Raw genomic sequence first — 19658 nt, forward strand, 5'->3', positions numbered from 1 at the left:
GCCGCCCCGCCCTCTTCCGTATTGCAGGGAGCACCACCATGCCGGACATCGTCGCCACATCCAGCGCTCTCGGAACGCCCGCCGAACGCAGGGAAGGTCCCGACAAGGTCACCGGCACCGCCCGCTACGCGGCCGAGCACCACCCCGAAGGGCGCGCCTACGCCTGGCCCGTGCCGGCCACCGTCGCCCGCGGCACCCTCACCGACATCGACGACAAGCACACCCGCGCCGTGCCCGGCGTGGTCACCGTCCTCACGCACCTCAACGCCCCGCGTCTGGCCGAGAGCGACGACGCGACCCTCGCCGTGCTGCAGAACTCCCGGGTCCCGCACCGCGGTTGGTACGTCGCCCTCGTCGTCGCCGACACCCTGGAAGCCGCCCGCGAAGGTGCCGAGGCCCTGCGCCTCACGTACGCCGAGGAACCGCACGAGGTGACGCTGCGCGGCGACAGCCCGGACGCCTACGTGCCCGAGGACTCCGACGGCACCTCCGGCGAGCACGTCCGCGGCGAGCCCGACACCGTCCACGCCTCGGCGCCCGTCCACATCGACGCCACCTACCGCGTGCCCCCGCTGCACAACCACCCCATGGAGCCGCACGCCGCCACCGCCGAGTGGCAGGACGGGCGGCTCGTCGTGCACGACTCCAGCCAGGGCGCGACCAAGGTCCGCGACGTCCTGGCCGAACTGTTCGACCTGCCCGGGGACCGGGTCACCGTCACGTCGGAGCACGTCGGCGGCGGTTTCGGCGCGAAGGGCACGCCGCGACCGCACGTGGTGCTCGCCGCCATGGCGGCCCGCGTCACCGCACGGCCCGTCACCCTCGTCCTGCCGCGCGGCGATCTGCCGGCGGTCGTCGGTCACCGCTCACCCACGGTGCAGCGCCTGCGCCTCGCAGCCGACCCGGACGGCATCCTGCTGTCCGTGATCCACGAGGTCACCTCGCACACCTCCCGTATCAAGGAGTTCGTCGAGACCGCGGCCGCCGCCACCCGCGTCATGTACGCCTCCCCGCACAGCCGCACCACCCACCGGGTCCTGCCGCTCGACGTGCCCAGCCCGTCCTGGATGCGGGCCCCCGGGGAAGCACCCGGCATGTACGCCCTGGAATCGGCGATGGACGAACTCGCCGTCGCTCTCGGCATCGACCCGATCGAACTGCGGCTGCGCAACGACACCGGCACCGAACCCGACAGCTCCCGCCCGTTCAGCAGCCGCAACCTCGCCGCCTGCCTGCGCGAAGGCGCCCGCCGCTTCGGCTGGGCCGGCCGCGACCCCCGCCCGCGCGCCCGCACCGAAGGACCGACCCTGATCGGCACCGGCGTCGCGGCGGCCACCTACCCCGCCAACGTCTCCCCCTCCCGGGCGAGCGTGCACGCGGCCGCCGACGGCATCTTCACCGTCCGCGTGAACGCCACCGACATCGGCACCGGCGCCCGTACGGTGCTCGCACAGATCGCCGCCGACACACTGGGTGTACCGGTGGAACGGGTGCGCATCGACATCGGCAGCAGCGACCTGCCCGACGCCCCGCTGGCGGGCGGCTCCTCCGGCACCGCCTCGTGGGGCTGGGCTGTCCACGAAGCAAGTACCCAACTGGCCGCGCGCCTGGCCGAGTTGGAGGGCGATTCGCTGCCCGCGGAGGGTGTGGAGGCCGTGGCCGACACCGAAGGAACTGCCGACGCCGACAGTGCCTACGCGCGCCACGCCTTCGGCGCGCACTTCGCCGAAGTCGGCGTCGACACCGTCACCGGCGAGATCCGGGTGCGCCGCCTTCTGGGCGTCTACGCGGTGGGCCGCGTCCTCAACCCCCGTACCGCCCGTTCCCAGTTCATCGGCGGGATGACCATGGGCCTGGGCATGGCCCTCACCGAAGGCAGCACCCTCGACCCCGCCTTCGGCGACTTCGTGGAACGGGACCTCGCCGCCTACCACGTGCCGGTCCAGGCCGACATCCCCGCCGTCGAGGCGCACTGGATCGACGAGGACGATCCCCACCTCAACCCCATGGGCAGCAAGGGAATCGGGGAGATCGGCATCGTGGGCACGGCCGCTGCGATCGGCAACGCCGTCCACCACGCGACCGGCGCCCGCCTGCGCGAACTGCCCCTGACACCGGACCGGGTGCTCGGCTGTCTCTGACGCCGGGTCCCGTGTCGTGGTGGGCTCCGTGTCCTGGCGCGCCCGGTGTCTGGCGGGCTCCGTGTCCTACGGACGCAGGTCGACGGTGACGTGCGGGGCAAGCGCGTCGAGGAAGTCCCGGGCGTCGAAGATCTCGCCAGCGGAGGCGACGCCCGTGGTGCGGGTGCGGCCGCCCAGGACGCGGTCGAGTGCCTCGACGACCAGGGGAGCGGTGACGGCGTAGATGTCCCGGCCGCGGGCCGTGGCCCTGCGTTCGGCTCCGCCGGCGCGTACGAGCACGTCCACGAGGAAGGTCTGGTCGGAGCGGCCGTTCTCGTCCGCGGCGGTCGGGGCCGGGGTGTCCGGGGCGGCGACGTCGCGGACCGCGTCGGCGGTCATGTACGTGGTCACATCGGGAATGGACAGGTGCTGGGGGACGGTCACGACGTCCGCCATCGTGAACTCCCCGATCACCTCCCGGGGCCCGACCGGCTCCGGGAAGGTCCACTCCAGGGTGGGCGCCGCGTCGCTGCGTCGCTCCCACTGTCCGCCGGCGTACCGCAGCCGGTGGTCCCCGCGCCGCTCGCGGGAGACCGCGCCCGACAGGCGGGTGCCGGCGGTGGGATGCCAGCTGCTGAGCGCGTACGCGATGTGGGCCTCGTCGGCCTCGGCCCAGTCGCCCATCGCCGCGGTGGTGAGCAGATCGCCGAGGCCGCCGAAGAAGGCCATGGCCGGGACGATCACCGCTCCCGCCGCACGGGCGCGGGCGCGGTAGTGGGCGAACGTGTCGAGGTTCGCCTCGAGTTCGGCGGCGACGTCGAGGTAGGGGATACCGGCCCGCAGCGCGGCCTCGATGACGGGTCCGGTGGTGGAGGCGAAGGGGCCCGCGGAGTTGATGACCGCCGCCGTGCCCGCGAGTGCGTGGTCCAGCGACGCCGGGTCCTCGACCGAAGCCGTCCGGGCCTCCAGCCCGAGCTCTTCGGCCAGTTCCTTGAGCGCCTGCCCGTTGCGCCCGGACAGCACCGGCACGAATCCCCGGGCGACCAGCTCCGCGACCACGAACCGCCCGGTGTGACCGTACGCCCCGAACACCGCCACCAGCCGACCCGAACCCGAATCCGAGCTCGCAGTCGCGCCCGAACCGAGACCTGCACTCGAACCGACACCTGCACGCGAACCTGATCCCATGATCCACCGCTCCCCAGCGCACTTCGACACCTGCCGCGCTGTTGATCAGCCGCGGCCCGACCCCCACATCCTGTCCCCGGAGTTGAACCCTTCACGAGCGTCGGAAATGACATGACGCGTACAGTTTCGGACATGCCCTCCGTCGCGCTGGCCGTCACCGACGGCATGCTCCACTACGAGATGTCCGTGGCCGTCGAGATCTTCGGCTCCGACCTGACCCACGTCGTGGACCCCTGGTACGACTTCTCCGTCTGTGGCAGCGGCCCCGTACAGGTGGGCCGCTTCCGGCTTGAGCCCGACCACGGACTCGACGGGCTCGCCCGCGCCGACACCGTGATCGTCCCCGGTTGGGCCGACACCGACTGCGAACCACCGGCGGAGCTGGTCGAGGCGGTGCGCGCCGCCCACGAGGCGGGAGCCCGCGTGGCCTCGCTCTGCACGGGCGCCTTCGTTCTGGGCACCGCCGGACTGCTCGACGGCCGGCGCGCCACCACCCACTGGGCCCACACCGCGGAGCTCGCCCGGCGCCATCCGGCGGCCACCGTCGATCCGGAGGTCCTCTACGTCGACAACGGCGACGTGCTCACCTCCGCCGGCAAAGCCGCCGCCATGGACCTGTGCCTGCACCTGGTGCGCCTCGACCACGGCGCGGCCGGCGCCAACAGAATCGCCCGCCGCCTGGTCATCCCGCCCCACCGGGACGGCGGCCAGGCCCAGTTCATCGCCACCCCGCTGCCCGAGCCCGGCAACCACCCCCTGCGCGACCTCTTTCCCTGGGCGCTGGAGCGCCTGGACCAACCGCTCACCGTGGAGGACCTGGCCCGCCAGGCCCGTATGAGCTCACGCCATCTCGCCCGCCACTTCAAGCACCTCACCGGCGCCACACCTCTGCAGTGGCTGCACACCCAGCGCATCCGGCACGCCCAGGAACTCCTGGAGACCACCGATGCCACCGTCGACACCATCGCGACGACCACCGGCATGGGCACCGCCACCACCCTGCGGCGCCACTTCCACCGCAGCGTGGGGGTGCCTCCCGACACCTATCGGCGCACGTTCCGCGCCTGAAGGCGCGGCCGCTCTACCGCGACGCCCCCGCGATCTCCTGGAGGTCGACGACCTCGTCCCCCGAGGGCTGCTCGGGGCTGACCTTGGCGCCGTAGTCGCTGAAGGTGGTGCTCTGCGGGGTGTCGCCGCCTTCGACGACGGACTTGAGGATGTACGGGTCGCCCTCGGCGGCGACGTACAGCGTGTGGGTCTCGCCGCCGGACTTCTTGGTCAGTTTGACGGCCGGGGTGCCGTCCACGTCGGCGGTGCCGTCCCGCTTCATGCCCTTGCGCTCGGACTTGTCCTCGTCCAAGGACGCGACGAGCTTCTGCTTGTCGCACATCCCTGCCAGCTGCTCTTCCTGGCCCGGCACCTTGACCCACTTGCCGGCCGCCTTGTCCACGATCTTGTCCGAACCCTGCTGACCCTTCAGGTTCGCCTGCCAGTACGCCTCGTCGCCCTTGAGGTAGAGCGTGTTCCCGGTGTGGCGGATCTCGGCCTTCGCACCGTCCTGCGTGACCGTCCCCTCGCAGTTGCTCTGCTGGTCGACGGCCAGGTCGATGGAGGCCTTCTGCCCGGATTCGCTGATCTCGCCCTGCATCCGCATGGAGTCGGCGTCCCGGGTCGCCTCGACGGCCTTGGCCGCGATGGCATCGGCGCTCTCCCCCTCGAACGCCTCCGCGGCTCCGTCATCCGATCCGCAGCCGGCCACACCCGCAGCGCAGATACCGGCCACCGCCATCGCCACGACTCGCCCGCTCAACCGCATCCTGTGCTCCCTCGCTCGGTCCATGAGGCTCAGCCTCGGCACCGGTGCCCCGACGGCACCGGTCGTGCTGCGCCCAGGTACCCGTGTGATGTCGTCAAATGCCTGGAATTCCTTATTCCGGAAGAGCGCGCGAAGCCCCGCCTCGAACCGGTGCGGTCTGAGGCCCGGGCCGACCCGTCCTCGGTGCTCCGCTCTGCGTACGCTGGCGGGCATGCGGATCAGACCCACGCTGAACTGGGAACCCTCCGACGACCTGCCCGCCGCCACGAACGATCCGACGGCCGTCGCCGAAGCCGTGCGGGCGGGCGGGGTCGTGGTGCTCAGCGGCGCGGGCCTGTCCACCGAGTCCGGCATCCCGGACTACCGTGGGGAGCACGGGTCGCTGCGACGGCACACACCGATGACCTTCCAGGAGTTCGTCGGCAGCGAGGCGGCCCGCCGGCGGTACTGGGCCCGCAGTCAGCTCGGTTGGCGGGCCATGACCCGGGCACAGCCCAACGCCGGACACCGCGCGGTCACGGCCCTGAGCCGCGCCGGCCTCGTCACCGGCGTCATCACGCAGAACGTCGACGGCCTGCAGCAGGCCGCCGGAGCCCACGACGTGATCGAACTGCACGGAAGCCTCGGCCGAGTGGTGTGTCTCGACTGCGGCCACGAGGACAGCCGCGCCGCACTCGACCGGCGGCTGCGCGCAGCGAACCCGGAGTTCGAGCGGGTCGCCGAGCAGCACCGGGCCGCGCGGGTCAATCCCGACGGAGACGTGGAACTGCCCCAGGCGGCGGTACGGGAGTTCCGCCTCGTGCCGTGCGCGGTTTGCGGAACCGGCGTACTCAAACCCGACGTGGTCTTCTTCGGCGAGAACGTGCCACCCGGGCGCGTGGCGCGATGCCGGGACCTGGTCGACACCGCTGACACCCTGCTCGTCCTCGGCTCATCCCTGACCGTCATGTCGGGCTTGCGGTTCGTCCGCCGGGCGGCGGACGCCGGCACCCCGGTCCTGATCGTCAACCAGGGCCCGACCCGCGGCGACCGCTGGGCCACGGCCCGAATCGAACTGCCGCTGGGGGAAACGCTGTCGTGGGTGGTGCGGCAGGTGACACGTCCCTGATCGGATGCCCGCTGTCGGCGCGTGGGCGAGCCGCATCTGCGACTCCGTCATGCCCGAACGCGGCTTCGGTGCCCCGGGCCGAGGGCCCGAGTCGTGGCAGGGGTGACAGGAGTCGAACCTGCGACATCCGGTTTTGGAGACCGGCGCTCTGGCCAGCTGAGCTACACCCCTTGGACGTGCGTCAGTCTGGCACAGACCCCACCGCGCCTCTACGGGGTTTTCCCCGCACCTGTGCGGGCTCGCCGTCTGCGGAGTTCAGGACCCGAGGCGGTGGACGCTGACCGCGTAACCGCCGTCGTCGTAAGGGGCCGCGTCCCAGGTGGCGAAGCGGTCGACCAGGGTGAGGCCGGCCACGGCGCAGTAAGTGTCGTATTCCTTCAGCGTGATGGTGGGCGGCACGGGCAGGTGTGCGGCGTCCAGGCCGAAGCCCGCGACCAGCAGGCCGCCCGGGGCCAGGGCGGCGGCCAGCCGCCGGACCACCGCGGCCTCCGTCCCGGGGGTGAGCAGCGGCAGTACGTTGCCGGCGGCGACCACGAGGTCGAAGTCGGCGCGGATGCCGAGTCCGGCCGGGTCGAACTCGGCGAGATCCGTGAGGAACCAGGGCAGTTCCGGCGCCTGAGTCCGTGCCACCTCGAGCATCGATGCGTCGAGGTCGATGCCCACGCAGTCGTAGCCGAGCTCAGCGAGCCGGATCATCACCCGCCCGGTACCGCACCCGGCGTCAAGCACCCGGCCGCCGGCGGGCAGCAACGCCGCACAGAATGAGGCCTCGCCGTGCACGTCCTTGCCACTGCGTGCCAGCGCGTCGAAGCGCGCCGCGTACTCGTTACCGGACGTCCCACCGGTCAGTTCCTGCCAACGGCTCATGCGACCGACTATAGGTCGGCGAAGCCGTCGCCCTGCGCGAGGCCACCGCACTGCGCGAGGCCGCAGCTGCGTGACACCGGCGGGGCCATGTGGTGCGGGGGGGCTGAGACATGGGTGCCCCGAGGCGGGGCACCCGGCACGCATGCAAGGACTGCTGACGTATCCGATGAACAGCGCACGCGGCCGGTCCGTACGGCAGGCCGCTTCCCACCGCCGGTCCGAGGGCAGGCATCGCCGGCGTCCCGCGCGCACCAAGGAGCGGTGGCATCGGCGGCTACTGGCCTATCGCGGAGTCGAGTTATTGCGCTCCAGCGCGCCCGAGGACGCGGAGTCCGCATGTCTGCTCCTGGTCCACGTGCGCAAGGTGGTCGGCCGGGTGACCTACCGCACGTGCGACCTGTGCGCCGAGGGCGTGGTCACCGGTGTGGTGCTCGACGAACCGTTCCGCGGCTGCGGTCTGGGCACGAGGGCCCTGTCGCATCTGCGCGCCCAGTACCCGGATCTCACCTGGCGCACGACGCTCGACAACCGCTTCACCCGTGACCTGCTGCGCCGGATGCGCATCCCCAAGGCGACGCAGGCGGACGGGTGTTCGCATCACCGGAGCGCCGTCGCGCAGCCCGGCAGCTGACCGGAACCGCGCGCCGGCCGCCTGCTTCGCGGCGCGCGGTGTCCCGTCACCGGCCACGCCAATTCGAGCCGGTCGCCGCAGTTCACCGCCCTGCCGGTGTCCCACGCCGTCCCACGCCCATGGCCGCGCGGGACGGTTTTCGCTGAGATGAGACACGTACCGAGCGCCTCCCCGGAGGCCTTCGGACCACGACTTCGCACACGGGGACCAGCCCACGCACCGCCCACGCCACGAAGGAGTCTCACTCATGGCCACGACCTCTGCGACCCCCGCCACCCTGACCGCCCTCACCCTCGAAGTGCCCGACGTGGAGCAGGCCCAGCGCTTCTACGCCGCCTTCGGAGTCGGCTCCCTCGTGTCCCTGCGCGAGAGCGCCGACAGCGCCTCCGGGTTCCGCGGCTTCACCATCGCCCTCACCGTGTCCCAGCCCGCCACCGTCGACCACTTCGTCCAGCAAGCCGTAGCAGCGGGCGCCACGGTCGTCAGGCCCACGGCCAAGTCCCTGTGGGGATACGGCGGTGTGGTCCAGGCACCGGACGGCACGCTCTGGAAGATCGCCACCTCCGCCAAGAAGAACACCGCTCCGAGCACCCCTGAGATCGACGAGGTCGTGGTGCTGCTCGGCGTCCAGGACGTGAAGGCCAGCAGGCAGTTCTACGCGGACCGCGGACTGCGCGTGGCCCGTTCCTTCGGCGGCAAGTACGCCGAGTTCGACACCGGCGAGCAGAGCCCGGCCAAGCTCGCCCTGTACAAGAGGACCGGCCTGGCCAAGGACCTCGGCGTACCGGCCGAAGGCCACGGCTCGCACCGCCTGATCCTGAGCGGCGCGCCGGGCACGCTCACCGACCCGGACGGCTTCCGCTGGGAGTGAGCCCGCTCGGTGCCTGGGCGTGACCCCGCTCGGTGCGGGACGGGTACCGAGGAGCACGAGGTGTGCCGGGTCGGCGGCTGCTCCTGTCACGGCCGCCCCGCCGGATGCGCCGCATCAGCCCGACTCCCCGTAGACCACCGACCACGGGCGCAGCGGCCCCTCCGCCCGGCCGGGCTGTTCGTCACGGGTGACGGAAGCCGTGCGGTCGCGGGCGAGTACACCGGCCGCGAGTTCGGCGAAGTGCGGGGCCGCCGGGTGGGCTGACCGCCCGGCCGGCCAGGCCCCGGTGGTGCGCCGGACGAGGGGGCGGCCCGCCAACGGCCGCCACACCACGCGCGGTTCCTTGCGGGCCACCGGCCCCTGGTCGAAGGCGACGCCGTGGCCCGCGTACACGAGCGCTAGCAGGAACTCGGGGCTGGCGGCGTGCCGGACGCGACCGGGTACGAAGCCTTCGGCACGGCAGGTGTCGAGGATCCGGTCGTACCAACCGGACGCCTGCGCACGGGGGAAGAGCACCAGGTCATGCCCTGACAGGTCACCGAGGGCGATCTCGGGGAGCCGGGCCAGCGCGGAGGCGCGGGGCAGCACGACACCCAGTTCCGCGGGTACTTCCGGTCCGAGGCGGAGCTCCGTGGCGTCCACCGGTTGATGGACCAGGCCGACGTCGAGCTCACCGGAGGCGAGCAGCCGCAGTTGCTCCTCGGTGGTGATCTCCTGGAGATCGACGGACAGGCCCGGGGACCGCTCCGCGCAGGCCGTCAGCAGCAAGGAAAGGGTGGCGACCGTGGTGTCGGGCGGAACGCCTGCACGCAGCGCCCCCAGGCCGCCGTCCCCGGCGCGGCGGGCGAGGGTCCTCAACCGCGTCTCCCTGGCGAGGAGTTCACGTGCCTCGTCGAGGAGCACCATGCCGGCAGCAGTCAGCCGGACCTGGCGGCGCGTCCGGTCGAACAGGTCGGCACCGAGGTCCCTCTCCAGCCTGCGTATCGCCTGACTGAGGGGTGGCTGGGCCATGCCAAGCTGGTCGGCGGCCCGGCTGAAGTGCAGCTCGTCGGCGACGACCACGAAGATGCGCAGGTGGCGCAGGAGATCCACAGCCAGGCACCTTATGAGAGGAGCGAACCGATGGTCGAGAGCCGGATCCGCGAGGTCTTCGCCGCGGCGGGGGCCGAGGGCGTGCTGCACGCGGTCCCGGTCGGGCGCGCGCCGGATGCCGCGGAGGTGGCCGTCGGCGCGGACGAACCCGTCGTGATCGCCTCGGTGTTCAAAGTGCTGCTGGTCCTGGAGTTCGCCCGGCAGGTGGCCGCCGGCCAGCTCGATCCCCGTGAGCGGGTACGGGTGACGGCGCACGACCGGCTCGGCGGCTGGGGGACGGCGGGGTGCGCGGACGACATCGAGGTGTCGCTGCGCGATCTGGCGTATTTCGCCCTCTCGGTGAGCGACAACACCGCGGCGGATCTGCTCCTGGCCCGGGTCGGACCGGACACGGTGCAGCTCCTGGCCAAGGAACTCGGACTCGACCGCACCCGGATCGTGGGCGGCCCGCGGGAGGCGCTGGCGTCGATGCTGGCCGAGGTGGGCGCGGCGGACCAGGAGGAATTCGCCCAGCTGTACCCCTCGTTGCCGGACGAGCGAAAGAGCCGGCTCGGCGTGCTCGATCCGCAGCGCACCAACTCCGCCACTCCCCGCGAGATCACCCGGCTGCTGCGGCTTGTCTGGCGTGACGAGGCGGGACCGGCCCAGGCATGTGCTCTGGTACGGCAGTTGATGTCCCGTCAGGTGTTCCGGCACCGGATGGTGTCCGGATTTCCCGACGAGGTGACGGTCGCGGCGAAGACGGGGACCCTGCCCGGACTGCACATGGAGGCGGGAGTCGTCCGTTATCCGGACGGCGGGAGCTACGCGGTCTCCGTCTTCGCCCGTACGCGGGAACCGACCGCCGCGCGGACGGCGGTGGACTCCGCGATCGGCGCCACGGCCAGGATCGCCGTCGACTTCCTTCGCGGCCAAGGGTGTTGACCTGGACTCATATGCGGATGCGTATGGCCGCCACCGGATTTTGATCTTGGACGTCGGGGGCTGGGCCCTGATCTCCTGAAGTCATGAACGACAACACAGGCGCCCAGCGCCCGAAGCGCAGAATCCCGTCAGTCGGCCGGCGCACGGTCCTGCGCGGGGCCGGACTCGGCGCGGCCGCCCCGCTCATCCCCGGCATCGCCTCAGCTACCACCAGCCCCGACGAGGCCGCGCACGGCGTCACCGCGCCCGGTCCTGTCTCGTTCCGCTGGCTCGGGACGTCCGGCTGGCGCATCGACGTCGGCGGCCGGACGGTGCTCTTCGACCCGTACCTCACCCGCTTCAAGACCGGCCTGTACGAAGGGGACTTCAAACCGGAGACCAGGCTGGAGTCCGATCCCGATCTCGTACGGGAACACATCGGCCGTCCCGAGCTCGTGCTGGTCAGCCACTCGCACTGGGACCACATCGCGGACGTGCCCCAGATCGCGAAGTCCACCGGTGCGCGCATCGTCGGCACCGAGACCACCTTCCACCTGCTGGTGGCGTTCGGCGTGGATCCGGAGCAGATATCCGTGGTGAAAGGCGGCGAGCTACTGGACTTCGACGGGATCACCGTCGAGGTCGTGCCCAGCCTGCACAGCCGCAACAAGCGGCACTCCTACTTCGCCCCGGGCACACTCAACTCCCCGCCTGCCACGGCCCCGAAGACCATCAAGGACCTGCCGGAGGGCGACACGCTCGCTTTCCAGGTGACCGCGGGACGCACCGGCCCCGCCGCGTTCCTCATGGGCGCCAGCGACTTCGCCGAACGGGCCGTCCAGGGGCTCCGTCCCGACCTCGCGATGGTCGCCGTGCCCTCCAGCACCGCCACCGCCCGTTACGTACCCCGACTCCTGCGGGCTCTGGACCGGCCCGGCGTCGTCGTCCCCGTGCACTGGGACAACTTCGAGGAGCCGCTCAGCGAACCCCCGCGCCGCGACCCGGCGATGGACCTGGACGGGTTCGTCGCCCAGGTCCGCCAGGCGTCCCCGACGAGCCGGATCGTGATCCCCGACTACCGCACGACGTACGGCGGGGACATGCGACCGGCGGCCCGCTGAGCAAGCCCAGGTCCGCGCACCCGCGGAACCTTCGGACGCGCCTGCCGGCCGCGTGGTGGACGCAGGTTCAGTGCGCGGTCTTCGCGAAGTCCAGGTCGGCGTGGCGGACGGCGTAGGAGGCGGTGGAGACCGTGGCGCCGAGCATGCTGATGCAGCCGAAGAGGAGGAAGGTCGGTCCTGCGCCCCACGCGTCCGCCAGGAGGCCGAAGAGCGGGAACATCACCGGGGTGATGCCCACCGCGCTGAGCGCCTGGACGGAGGCGACCCTGCCCTGGAAGGCGAGTGCGGTGTTGGACTGCATCAGGGCCAGCGACAGTCCGCCGCAGAGGCCGGAGACGAGGCCGGATACGAGCGCCACCATGGCCGCCAGGAGCAGGTTCGGCATCACGCCGATCAGGCCGATGCCGGCGGAGGCGATGATCAGGGTGATGTTGTGCCAGTGCCCGGCGCGGGCGAAGCGGCCGCGCACGATGAGCAGGAGAGAGGTGGTGCAGACGCCGGCGCTGAGGGCGGCGTTCACCCAGGCGCCGCCCGAGGGGCCCCAGCCGCGTTCCTCGGCGAGCACGATGACGCCGACCGCCATCGGTGGGATGCAGCCGATCATGGAGAGCAGTCCGGAGAGGACGAGCGGGCCCACGACGGGCTGATGGCGCAGGTAGACGATGCCGTCGACGAGGTCGCGGCGGACCGTGGAGTCCGCGGCCGGCTGTTCCTCGGGCGGCAGCGGCGCGAGCCGGACCGCGACCAGGAGGAGCAGGGAGAGGGTGAACAGGGCGCCGGTCACCGCGAACGCGGCGGCGGGCCCGCCCAGGCCCATCGAGAAGCCGGCGAGCGGCGGACCGGCGATGTGGCCGGAGCGCTGCACGAGATTGCGCAGGCTCTGCACGCGCATCAACTGGTCGCGGCCGGTGAGACGGGGCGGCATGGCCCCGACCGCCGGCATGAACAGGGCGTCCACGACGCCGAAGACGAGGGCGAGCACGACGAGCAGCCAGAGGCCGGGCGTGCTGAACGCGAGCGTCGCGGCGGCCGCGAGAATCACCACGGCGCGCACCGCGTCGGAGGAGATGACCACGAGGCGCGGGCCGAACCGGTCAGCGATCACACCTCCGCCGAGCATGAGGATCGCCCGGGGTATCGCGCCGATCGCCATCACCATGCCGACCTGGGCCGGACCGGCCACCTTCTGTGCGGCCCAGCCGAGTGCCACGAAGTAGGCGGCGTCGCCGACCACGGAGAACGTGTAGGCGATCAGCCAGCGCAACACGTTGCCGTCCCGGTGCACCGGCGGGGACGGAGGAGGAGCGGCGACAGCGGGGGCGAGCGGGGTCGCTTCGTCAACGGGTTCATCTGGTCGCGAGGTCACAAACGCGCATGATCTCCCACAACGGCGCCCGGTACAACGGAGTTACCGGCTGGACGCCCGGGTTCCGCCTGCCCGGCCACGGCCGTCGGCGACGCCCACCTGCACTGTCACGCAGTGAACCGCTCGGGGCGGAAATCCTCGAGCAGCTCGTCCCCCTTCCCGCTGAGGATCTCCGCGGCAAGCAGCCGGCCGATCAGCGGCCCGAGCGTGATCCCGCTGTGCGAGACGGCCTCGTAGTAGCCCGGCACGGACGGTACCGCCCCCACCGAGGGCCAACCGTCGGCAGGAATGGGCCGGTTGACGATCCGCGACCCTGCGATGCGTGCGTTGGCCAGCTCGGGCACGACGCGGCACGCCGACTCGTGCAGCAGCCGGGCGAGCCGGCCCGGATCCTCGCCTGCGTCGATGAGCGCGTCGATCTCGCGGCTGTGCAGGACGACCGAGGCGTCACCGTCAGGACGGATCTCGATGTGCGGCGCGTGCATGGCCCGGCGGACGGGCACCCAAGCACAGTCGAGCCGGGCGACGACACCTGGCTCCCGGAGCATCGGCAAGCGCCGCGGCAGGAGTTCCGCGACGCGGCAGGCGCCGGGGCCCGCCGCGTTCACGACGACGTCCACGTCGAGACGGCTCCCGTCGGACAGGGTGACGGACCGGATGCCTCCCTCGGCACCGGTGCCGATCTCGCATACCGCGCTGCCGGACCGGAGCTCGGCGCCGGATGCGAGGGCCCGGCCGACCAGGCGGCCGACGAGACGGCGTCCGTGCACCCAGGCCTCGTCGGGGTAGAACAGGACCGGCCGATCGTCGGGCAGCGCGAGGGCGGGTTCCAGGCGGGCGCGGACCTCGGCTCCCGTATACGTCTCGACCCGGTAGTCCCAACTGGCGAGCAGCTCGGCTGTCTTGAGGAACTTCTGCTCCGCCGCGGGGTCGTCCGCCCAGCGCAGGTGGCCGCCCGGGTGCCACCACGACTCGGGCCCGATGGTGTCGGCCAGCTCGCGGTGCGCCGCCAGGCCGGCGACGTTCAGGTCGAAGTAGGACCTGCGCGCGGTCTTGTTGCTCGCGTTGACCCACGAGAAGGACCAGTCGGTGACGCCCTCGCCCGGCCGGCCCGCGTCGATGAACACCACCTCGGCGCCGTGCCGGGCGAGGTTCCAGCCCACACTCGCCCCGATCACGCCCACCCCGATGACAGCTATCCGTCCTGTCCGCTGCACGGGCCCCCTCCTCACGGCCGCCGTCCAGGTGGCGGACGAGTCTGCACCGCGCCGGCGCACCGGACAGGATGCGGTCAGCCGCCGTCCACCAACCGGACCCTTCCCCCAGGAGCAGGACGTGACCCCCGTCGAGATCCCCGGCTCGAAGTCCATCACCGCGCGGGCCCTGTTCCTCGCGGCCGCCGCCGAGGGCACGACCGTGCTGCGCAAGCCGCTCGTGTCGGACGACACCGAAGGCTTCGCGGCAGGGCTCACCGGACTCGGCTACCGCGTGGAGCGCGGCCCCGACAGCTGGCGGATCGAGGGCAGCCCGGCCGGACCGCCCGCCACGAAGGCGCAGGTGTACTGCCGGGACGGCGCGACCACGGCCCGGTTCCTGCCCGTACTCGCGGCGGCCGGCCACGGCAGTTTCCGCTTCGACGCCTCCGCGCAGATGCGCCGCCGCCCGCTCGGCCCGCTCACCGAGGCACTGCGCACCCTGGACGTGTCCCTGCACCACGAAGGGGCCGAAGGCCACCACCCGCTCCGGGTCGAGGCGAACGGGGTCCGCGGCGGCCGGCTGGTGCTGGACGCGGGGGAGTCCTCCCAGTACCTGACGGCGCTGCTGCTGCTCGGACCGCTGACCGCAGAAGGGTTGCGCATCACCGTCACCCGCTTGGTGTCGGCGCCGTACGTCGAGATCACCCTGGCCATGATGCGGGCCTTCGGCGTGCAGGTGGGCCGCGAACACACCGCGGAAGGCGTGGTGTTCACCGTGCCGCCCGGCGGCTACACCGCCACCGAGTGGACCGTCGAACCCGATGCCTCCACGGCCAGTTACTTCTTCGCCGCGGCCGCTCTCACCGGCCGCGAGGTCACCGTCCCCGGGCTCGGCGCCGGAGCCCTCCAGGGCGACCTGCGCTTCACCGAGGTCCTGGCCCGAATGGGAGCCGAGGTCGAGGTCGGCGCGGACGCGACCACGGTGCGCGGCAGCGGCCGGCTCAGCGGTCTCACCGTCGCCATGCGCGACATCTCCGACACCATGCCCACGCTGGCCGCGCTCGCGCCCTTCGCGTCCGGACCGGTCCGTATCGAGGACGTCCACAACACCCGCGTCAAAGAGTGCGACCGGCTCGAGGCCTGCGCACAGAACCTGCGCCGCTTGGGCATCGAGGCGCGCACCGGCGAGGACTGGCTGGAAATCCACCCCGGCACACCCCGGCCCGCCGAGATCACCACCTACGGCGACCATCGCATCGTGATGTCCTTCGCCGTGACCGCGCTGCGCGCACCCGGGATCTCCTTCGACGACCCCGGGTGCGTGCGCAAGACCTTCCCCGGATTCCATGAGGCGTTCGGGAGGTTGAGCCACCGTTGGGAGGCGGCGGGCGCATAGCGCACCGCCGCGCGGAAGTGCTCGCCGTAAGCCACAAGAGGCTTGAGCCACACCGGGCTTACGACGAGCACGAACCGTCGCGACGGGGAAATCAGCCGGCAGGCGTGAGCGTCAAGGTCTGCTCGGCCGCCGTGCGACCGCCGCCGACCGCGCTGCCGGTGCTGTCGGTCCAGGCACGGGTGGGTGTGGTCTCGGCCAGGCGGTCGGCCTCGGCGGACATGCCGAGGACCAGGCCGCTGTACCGGTTGACCAGGCGGTACGTGCCGGTCTTCGCACCGTCCGTCGTGGTGTTCTCGACGACGAACCACTGCTGGCCCACCGTCGGACCGCTCTTCGGCGCGGCGCTCACCGTCGGCTTCGCGGCCCAGGCGCGGCCCGCGTTCCGGCCGGAGTCCACACCGAGGAGCTGCTTGGTGGCGGCGTTGGCGATGCGGTGCGAACCGTCACCGTTCGACGTGAACACCCACGTGCTGCGGGCGCCGTCGGCGGCGGACAGCGAGGTGGTCGCCTTGCCGCCCGGGACCTGGGCGAGGAGGCGGCCTGCGCCGTTGGCGATGGTGTGGGCCTTGCCCTCGGCGACCGGTGCCGCCGGGGCGTTGGTGTCGAGGGTGGTGGTGTAGTACTCGCCGCTCTTGCCGCCCGAGCACTGCCACGAGCAGTAGTTGCGGAAGTTCTTGCCGACGATGGTGGAGCCGGTCTTGTTCACCGAGTCCAGCATCCAGCGGTACCAGGAGCCCGACTTGTAGGCGCCGGTGTCACCGAGCAGCTTCCACTTCTGGGTGGACAGGTCGTCGGTGTAGTAGAAGCGCTGCGACTCGCTGCTGTCCTGGACGATCGCCTCGGGTGTGCCGATGTACAGGCCCAGATGCGCGTTGTAGGCGATGTTCATGGTCAACAGGTCGGACTTGGCCGGGAGTTCACCGGCCGCGACCTGCTCGGCGACATTGCCGTCGTTGGCCGGGTCGTAGTCGTGTTCGGGCGGCGTGTAGCCGAGCGGCTTGTCGGCCGTGACCGGCTCCATGTTGCTCTCCAGGCCGCCGACCCCGGGCTGCGACCACGCGCCGTCGTACCACTTCTTCCACGAGCCCGGCGCCATCTTCGCGGACATCGGGGCGCGCGCCACGTGCCCGCGGCTGCCGTCGGTCCAGCCGCCGGAGACGCCGCCCTTCGGGATCGCACGGGAGTTGTAGTAGACGTAGAAGTAGCCGGAGGCCGTGTCAACGAACAGGCGGGCGTCGCCGTTGCCGTAGTGGTAGAGGTCGTGCGGGAAGGCCTCGGTGTCCCCGCGCTCGGTGCTGTACGGCGAGGTCAGGACGTGGTCCTTGATGTCCCAGGTCCTGCCCTGGTCCTTGGAGACCGCGTAGTCGATCGCGTCGTAGTGCAGACCGTCGTCGAACGGGCTGGGCGTGAACTCGTTGTGCACCAGGCCGTACCAGTCACCGGTGTCCGGGTCGACCCACACACCCATGAGGTCGCAGTAGTTCCTCTGCGCGTAGTGCGACAGATCGGGGGCGTACGTGGACTCGCGCCCCGTGGGGCTGTTGTTGCAGCGCCACGTCGTGTCGTCGTTGCGGTCGAGGGAGTTGGCCGGGTTGACCGCCTCGCTGATCGGCGAGAGCTTCGCGGAGTCGAAGTCCTTGCCCGTGTAGAAGGACCACTTGCGCGGGTCGTTCTGCGCGTAGAGGGCGTGCGCCTGCTGGTAGTGGAAGGTGCCGTCCTTGTCTATGTACGTTCCCGCGGGGGTGTCGTCCGGGTTGTTCCACGCACCCGTGGCGCCGACGGTGAGCGTGTATGTCGGGTCTTCCTCGGCGGCGGCCGCCGGGGCGGACATCGACGCGCCTGCCAGCAGGGTCGCCACCGCGGCGAACGCGGCGGCCGTCCTTGCTCCGGTACGAGCTGACACAGCTACTCCTCGCTTCAGGAGAGGGGAGAGGGGGTCCGAACCGGCGACCGCCCGGAGGCGGTGCGCCATTCGAGGACCAGCCGGCCGTGGTGCGGCACGGCTGTCTCGAGTTCAAGGCGGCCCGCGGTGCCGGTCACAGAGACCGGCTCGGGCGCGGCCAGCGGTGCGAGCAGGGTGGCGCGCACCGAGGCGGGGGAGAGGGGCAGGGCGATCCGTACGTGGGCCGGATCCGCGCTGCCGTTGGCGATCGCGAGCCGCAGGAGATCACCGGAGCGCGACAGTTGGGGGATGAGATGGGGCGCGCCGTCGACGAGCGGCAGCGGGGGGTGATCGCCCTGAAGGAACCGCACACTCGCGTGCAGCAGACGCTGTCTCCGGTCGCTGCGGGCGAGTTCGACGGGTGCCGTGGCGGCGAGTACCGCGACCCGGCCGCCGAGCGCGTTCACGAAGTGGCAGCGGCCCGCACCCCAGTGGCGGCCTTCCGGTGTCACCACCTCGGTGAGCACGTCGGCGCCGTCGGCCGGTTCGAGCCGGGCCAGTGCCGGTTGTACGTCGACACTCACCCACGCGCCCTCGTCCGCGCCGGCCTGCGCGGTGATCCGCTCTGCCGCGTACGGGCCGGGTTGAGCGGCCTCTTCACGGGTGTGAAGCGCCCCGGCCCGTACGCCGAGCAGATCGGCGAAGCCGCGCTCCGTCAGGAGGTGCGCGGCCACGCCGTCCAAGAGGAGCCCGCCGCGCAGCATGGCGCGCAGCTCCTTGTCCTCGAAGGCGTCCACGGCCCGGCCGAACAGCGCCTGCACGGGCGCCGCTTCGGCCGTGACGGGAACGCCGTAGCCGAGCAGGAACTCGGCGGTGGCGGCCGGACCGGCCACCAGCTCACCCAACTGCCCCTCGACCGTGCGCAGTCGGGCCGCGGTGTCGGGCCGCCACGGCAGCCCGACCCCCAGGGACACGGCCTGCTCGGGGCGCAGCGCGGCCACCCAGTCCAGGGCCGGCCGCGAGCGGCTGAGCAGCCGGTCGATCCGCGGGAACTCCTCGGCGCGCCCGGCGGAGCTGGGGTGAACGTTGAGCAGCAGGGCGTCGGCGCCGGCCAGTTGGGCGGTGACCATCTCCGACCAGGTCTGGGTGTCCGACTTGGTCCAGGAGGTGTGCGGCCAGTTCTCGATCTCCGGCTCGCAGGACACGTACGCCGGACGCAGCGGCCGCTGTGCCTCGAGCGCCCACACCGACGAGGCCAGGCTCCGGGCCGGTGTGTCCGCGTACGGCGCGAAGTGCGGCCGCTGCACGACCCGCCCCTCGATCGACAACGCCTCGAACAGCGCGGTCCAGTCGCGCCCTTCGACCGAGTGCATCGCCGGGACGGAGTTCATCAGGCCCAGCTGCGAGCGTCCCGCCGAGTTCTCCCGAACGGCCTCGGCAAGACCCTCCGCGACCTCCAACTGCGCGCTGCGCCAGACCTGTTGCAGCAGACCGCGCCACGGGTGCGGGGGACCGGGCGCGGTGACGGCCTCGACCACTTCCTCGCGTGCGACCGGGCGTCCCACAAGCAGTGACAGGCGCTCCATCATCAGCGGCTCGAACCCGCCGCCCCAGTCCAGGGGAGCGTGGTTGTGGAAGCGGAAGTCGTCCTCTACCCACAGCACCCGGAACCCGAGCCGGGCGAAGCGCCCGTAGTGCGCGTACAGCCACGCACGCCACGTCGGGCAGGCGAACGAGGCCTGGGCGGCGGCCACCTGGCCGGTCGGCGAGACCATGGGCGCGAAGCCGAGCCGGTCCCTGCGCCCGCGGTCGGCGTGCCCGACGGTCACCCACGGGTTGAGACTGACTTCCACACCGGCGGCCGTGAGCACCTCGGACGCCTCGGCCGCCGCCTCGAACCAGAGATCCTCCTCGGCCCCGGCCAGATGACCGGTGTACGCCTCCTCGGCGCCGAGCAGCAGCACGACCTCGGCGATGCCGTGCTCGCGGCAGACCTTGGCCAGACCGGCCGCGCGGTCGGCGAGATCGGCACCCGGTGTGAGCTGGAAACGGAGGTGGTAGCGCGCCTTCGGCGCGTGGAACGTCACGCGATGTTCCCGGC

16 protein-coding genes and 1 tRNA gene are annotated in these 19658 nt (G+C 71.9%); 8 read left to right on the forward strand and 9 right to left on the reverse strand.

What is annotated here, in order from left to right:
• Nucleotides 1–38 precede the first annotated feature (38 nt).
• Nucleotides 39–2141 (forward strand): xanthine dehydrogenase family protein molybdopterin-binding subunit, encoded by a 2103-nt coding sequence (locus tag BLT97_RS29575; protein ID WP_093615643.1) that lies wholly within the window; start codon nucleotides 39–41, stop codon nucleotides 2139–2141.
• A gap of 66 nt (nucleotides 2142–2207) precedes the next feature.
• Here the strand turns inward: BLT97_RS29575 and BLT97_RS29580 are convergent, their stop codons facing one another.
• On the reverse strand, nucleotides 2208–3212 hold the full coding sequence (locus tag BLT97_RS29580; protein WP_093615878.1) for a saccharopine dehydrogenase family protein: 1005 nt from the start codon (nucleotides 3210–3212) through the stop codon (nucleotides 2208–2210).
• A 228-nt stretch (nucleotides 3213–3440) separates the two neighbouring features.
• On the opposite strand from BLT97_RS29580, the gene BLT97_RS29585 reads away from it, so the two are divergent.
• Complete coding sequence (locus BLT97_RS29585) at nucleotides 3441–4376, forward strand: helix-turn-helix domain-containing protein (protein ID WP_093615645.1); 936 nt, start codon at nucleotides 3441–3443, stop codon at nucleotides 4374–4376.
• 13 nt (nucleotides 4377–4389) lie between these two features.
• Here BLT97_RS29585 and BLT97_RS29590 read toward each other — a convergent pair whose 3' ends face one another.
• Nucleotides 4390–5148 (reverse strand): hypothetical protein, encoded by a 759-nt coding sequence (locus BLT97_RS29590; RefSeq protein ID WP_245769616.1) that lies wholly within the window; start codon nucleotides 5146–5148, stop codon nucleotides 4390–4392.
• Between the two features lie 187 nt (nucleotides 5149–5335).
• Between BLT97_RS29590 and BLT97_RS29595 the strand changes: the two genes are divergently transcribed.
• The gene (locus tag BLT97_RS29595) at nucleotides 5336–6232 is read left to right on the forward strand and encodes an NAD-dependent protein deacetylase (protein WP_093615649.1); all 897 of its coding nucleotides are present in this window, start codon (nucleotides 5336–5338) and stop codon (nucleotides 6230–6232) included.
• A 94-nt stretch (nucleotides 6233–6326) separates the two neighbouring features.
• Here the strand turns inward: BLT97_RS29595 and BLT97_RS29600 are convergent.
• Nucleotides 6327–6403 (reverse strand) — tRNA-Trp (locus BLT97_RS29600).
• A gap of 84 nt (nucleotides 6404–6487) precedes the next feature.
• Complete coding sequence (locus BLT97_RS29605; RefSeq protein WP_093615651.1) at nucleotides 6488–7099, reverse strand: class I SAM-dependent methyltransferase; 612 nt, start codon at nucleotides 7097–7099, stop codon at nucleotides 6488–6490.
• A 142-nt stretch (nucleotides 7100–7241) separates the two neighbouring features.
• Between BLT97_RS29605 and BLT97_RS29610 the strand changes: the two genes are divergently transcribed.
• Both BLT97_RS29610 and BLT97_RS29615 read left to right on the forward strand, forming a co-directional pair.
• Nucleotides 7242–7730, forward strand: coding sequence for a GNAT family N-acetyltransferase (locus BLT97_RS29610; RefSeq protein WP_245769617.1), 489 nt, complete (start codon nucleotides 7242–7244; stop codon nucleotides 7728–7730).
• Nucleotides 7731–7977: 247 nt separating this feature from the next.
• Entirely contained in the window at nucleotides 7978–8601 is a 624-nt protein-coding gene (locus BLT97_RS29615) for a VOC family protein (RefSeq protein WP_093615653.1), read from the forward strand.
• A 114-nt stretch (nucleotides 8602–8715) separates the two neighbouring features.
• On the opposite strand, the gene BLT97_RS29620 is transcribed toward BLT97_RS29615, so the two are convergent.
• Entirely contained in the window at nucleotides 8716–9684 is a 969-nt protein-coding gene (locus BLT97_RS29620) for a LysR family transcriptional regulator (RefSeq protein ID WP_093615882.1), read from the reverse strand.
• A gap of 39 nt (nucleotides 9685–9723) precedes the next feature.
• Between BLT97_RS29620 and BLT97_RS29625 the strand changes: the two genes are divergently transcribed.
• Both BLT97_RS29625 and BLT97_RS29630 read left to right on the forward strand, forming a co-directional pair.
• Nucleotides 9724–10617, forward strand: a complete 894-nt coding sequence (locus BLT97_RS29625) for a serine hydrolase (protein ID WP_093615655.1) — start codon at nucleotides 9724–9726, stop codon at nucleotides 10615–10617.
• Nucleotides 10618–10700: 83 nt separating this feature from the next.
• Nucleotides 10701–11717 carry an MBL fold metallo-hydrolase gene (locus tag BLT97_RS29630; protein ID WP_093615657.1) on the forward strand — a complete coding sequence of 339 codons (1017 nt, stop codon included), beginning with the start codon at nucleotides 10701–10703 and terminating at the stop codon, nucleotides 11715–11717.
• A gap of 67 nt (nucleotides 11718–11784) precedes the next feature.
• Here BLT97_RS29630 and BLT97_RS29635 read toward each other — a convergent pair whose 3' ends face one another.
• Nucleotides 11785–12984, reverse strand: coding sequence for an MFS transporter (locus tag BLT97_RS29635; protein ID WP_245769618.1), 1200 nt, complete (start codon nucleotides 12982–12984; stop codon nucleotides 11785–11787).
• A gap of 206 nt (nucleotides 12985–13190) precedes the next feature.
• Nucleotides 13191–14300 carry an NAD(P)/FAD-dependent oxidoreductase gene (locus BLT97_RS29640; protein WP_245769619.1) on the reverse strand — a complete coding sequence of 370 codons (1110 nt, stop codon included), beginning with the start codon at nucleotides 14298–14300 and terminating at the stop codon, nucleotides 13191–13193.
• 118 nt (nucleotides 14301–14418) lie between these two features.
• Between BLT97_RS29640 and aroA the strand changes: the two genes are divergently transcribed.
• Nucleotides 14419–15675 carry a 3-phosphoshikimate 1-carboxyvinyltransferase gene (gene aroA, locus BLT97_RS29645; RefSeq protein WP_093615663.1) on the forward strand — a complete coding sequence of 419 codons (1257 nt, stop codon included), beginning with the start codon at nucleotides 14419–14421 and terminating at the stop codon, nucleotides 15673–15675.
• Between the two features lie 91 nt (nucleotides 15676–15766).
• Here the strand turns inward: aroA and BLT97_RS29650 are convergent, their stop codons facing one another.
• Nucleotides 15767–17578 carry an RICIN domain-containing protein gene (locus BLT97_RS29650; RefSeq protein ID WP_143041404.1) on the reverse strand — a complete coding sequence of 604 codons (1812 nt, stop codon included), beginning with the start codon at nucleotides 17576–17578 and terminating at the stop codon, nucleotides 15767–15769.
• Nucleotides 17579–17592: 14 nt separating this feature from the next.
• Complete coding sequence (locus BLT97_RS29655) at nucleotides 17593–19644, reverse strand: hypothetical protein (RefSeq protein WP_093615667.1); 2052 nt, start codon at nucleotides 19642–19644, stop codon at nucleotides 17593–17595.
• Between the last annotated feature and the right edge of the window lie 14 nt (nucleotides 19645–19658).

Source organism: Streptomyces indicus (assembly GCF_900100315.1).
Lineage (GTDB): Bacteria > Actinomycetota > Actinomycetes > Streptomycetales > Streptomycetaceae > Streptomyces > Streptomyces indicus.

Excerpts from the sequence above, each read along its gene's own strand:
- BLT97_RS29585 (WP_093615645.1), top strand. The coding sequence starts at position 3,441 with ATGCCCTCCGTCGCGCTGGCCGTCACCGACGGCATGCTCCACTACGAG.
- BLT97_RS29625 (WP_093615655.1), top strand. The coding sequence starts at position 9,724 with ATGGTCGAGAGCCGGATCCGCGAGGTCTTCGCCGCGGCGGGGGCCGAG.
- BLT97_RS29595 (WP_093615649.1), top strand. The coding sequence starts at position 5,336 with ATGCGGATCAGACCCACGCTGAACTGGGAACCCTCCGACGACCTGCCC.
- BLT97_RS29610 (WP_245769617.1), top strand. The coding sequence starts at position 7,242 with ATGCAAGGACTGCTGACGTATCCGATGAACAGCGCACGCGGCCGGTCC.
- BLT97_RS29605 (WP_093615651.1), bottom strand. The coding sequence starts at position 7,099 with ATGAGCCGTTGGCAGGAACTGACCGGTGGGACGTCCGGTAACGAGTAC.
- BLT97_RS29630 (WP_093615657.1), top strand. The coding sequence starts at position 10,701 with ATGAACGACAACACAGGCGCCCAGCGCCCGAAGCGCAGAATCCCGTCA.
- BLT97_RS29590 (WP_245769616.1), bottom strand. The coding sequence starts at position 5,148 with ATGGACCGAGCGAGGGAGCACAGGATGCGGTTGAGCGGGCGAGTCGTG.
- BLT97_RS29575 (WP_093615643.1), top strand. The coding sequence starts at position 39 with ATGCCGGACATCGTCGCCACATCCAGCGCTCTCGGAACGCCCGCCGAA.
- BLT97_RS29615 (WP_093615653.1), top strand. The coding sequence starts at position 7,978 with ATGGCCACGACCTCTGCGACCCCCGCCACCCTGACCGCCCTCACCCTC.